General features: G+C 60.6%; 2 protein-coding genes. Both read right to left on the bottom strand.

Features of this window, described 5'->3' with window-relative positions:
- The coding region (locus tag DIE06_RS37685) for a PAS domain-containing sensor histidine kinase (protein WP_124665731.1) at positions 1 to 1243 on the bottom strand (1243 nt) is incomplete at its 3' end.
- 336 nt (positions 1244 to 1579) lie between these two features.
- Positions 1580 to 1684, bottom strand: a 105-nt coding sequence (locus tag DIE06_RS37680; protein ID WP_148094383.1) for an NAD(P)(+) transhydrogenase (Re/Si-specific) subunit beta, incomplete at its 5' end; no start/stop codon positions are given.

Here is a 1684-nt window from a genome sequence, read left to right as displayed (position 1 = left end):
CCGGATTGTCCTCGATATAGAGCACGGTATGCACGGGCGCCTCTGCGGCATCGTCGCCGGTCGCGCCTCGGGCCGGCGTGGCAGGCGGTGCGGCGAGCGTCGCCGCCATTTCCGGGGCGGGCGCCGCATCGAGTTCGATCCAGAAGACGCTGCCCTTTTCAAGCGTGCTGTCGACACCGATGCCGCCGCCCATCAATTCCATCAGCCGTTTTGCGACCACGAGACCGATGCCCGTACCCTCTTCCGCGCCGGCTTCCTGTCCCAGGCGGTTGAACGGCTGGAAGAGTCGGCCCAGCTGCTCCCGGGACAAGCCTGGGCCCGTGTCGCTGACGCTCACGTGAACCCGGCCCGGCACAGGCGTGCTGCAGTCGACCTCGACCGCACCCGACGGACGGTTGTACTTGATTGCGTTCGACAACAGATTGATGAGGACCTGCTTGACGCGCGTGCGGTCGGCGCGGACATGGCACGGCGGTTCGATCTGCGGAAAGGTCACACGAATGCCCCGTTGCCGAGCCTGCGTTACGATGATCGATTCACATTCCCGCAGGACGTCGCCCAGCGATACGGGTTCAGGCGAAATCGCCACTTGCCCTGCCTCGATCTTCGCCAGATCGAGCACGTCGTTGATCAGCTCGAGCAGATGCCATCCTGCCCGCAGAATCTGGTCGATGCTCGCCTGTTGCGACGAGGTCGGCGGTGGCGACTCGGACGCCATGAGTTGGGCAAAACCCAGAATCGCATTGAGCGGGCTACGCAACTCGTGGCTCATGCTGGACAGGAAGTCCGATTTCGCACGGTTAGCGCGCTCGGCCGCGGCCAGCGCCCGCTTGCGATCCTCGATGTCGGTGACAGTCCCAACCCACTTGACGACGTTACCTTTCGCATCTTTTAACGGCGATGCCCGATCCAGATGCCAACGATAGGTGCCGTCGGATATTCGCTTTATCCGCACTTCCACTTCATATTCGCTGCCGTTCGCCCGCGCGTCATTCCAGGTCTCGATCGCGCGTTGCACATCATCCGGGTGCATCGTCGAGGTCCAATTCCAACCCTCCACTTGCGCAAAATCGAGTCCTGTATACGTTTCGAGCCGCTGGCTAACGTAGTCGACCGCACCATCCGGCGTGCCCGTATATACGATATGGGGTATCGCATCGGCAAGCGACCTGAAACGCCGTTCAACGTCATCGACGTTGGCTTCTGACGAAGGGTGATTCGTCGATAATGATCGCTGCCCCATGATCCAACCCCAAAACAAGCGTCGGCGCATTTGTGACGCAGCCACTAAATCCCGTAGAGACGGATCCGGGCATTTCTTGGGTGAGAAGCAATCCGTCTTACGACATTGACCAGCGGGTCTAATAGGGCGCATCGTCAAATCGTTGCCCTCATAATCCCGCTGGCGTAACGATGCGTCAAATACGAAGCAGTGGCCAAGAGAGTGCGCGGCACCAGTCGCTGCGTCACTTCGTGTCAAAGTCGGAATGGCCTGACGCTTCACAAAAGCGCAAATAGTGCATCGCAGGCAATTTCAGGCCCATCCGCCTCGAGCACCCCCCTCGAGCACACCGCCCCATCAGGCCTTCAGCGCCCCGAAGACCTCATCCAGCATCTTCTTCGCGTCGCCGAACAGCATCCGGTTGTTGTCCTTGTAGAACAGCGGATTGTCGACGCCCGCATA

It is taken from the genome of Burkholderia sp. Bp8998 (genome assembly GCF_003854235.1).
Lineage (GTDB): Bacteria > Pseudomonadota > Gammaproteobacteria > Burkholderiales > Burkholderiaceae > Burkholderia.
Note: the sequence above shows the minus strand (reverse complement) of the source record. Positions and strands in the feature narration are given on the sequence as shown.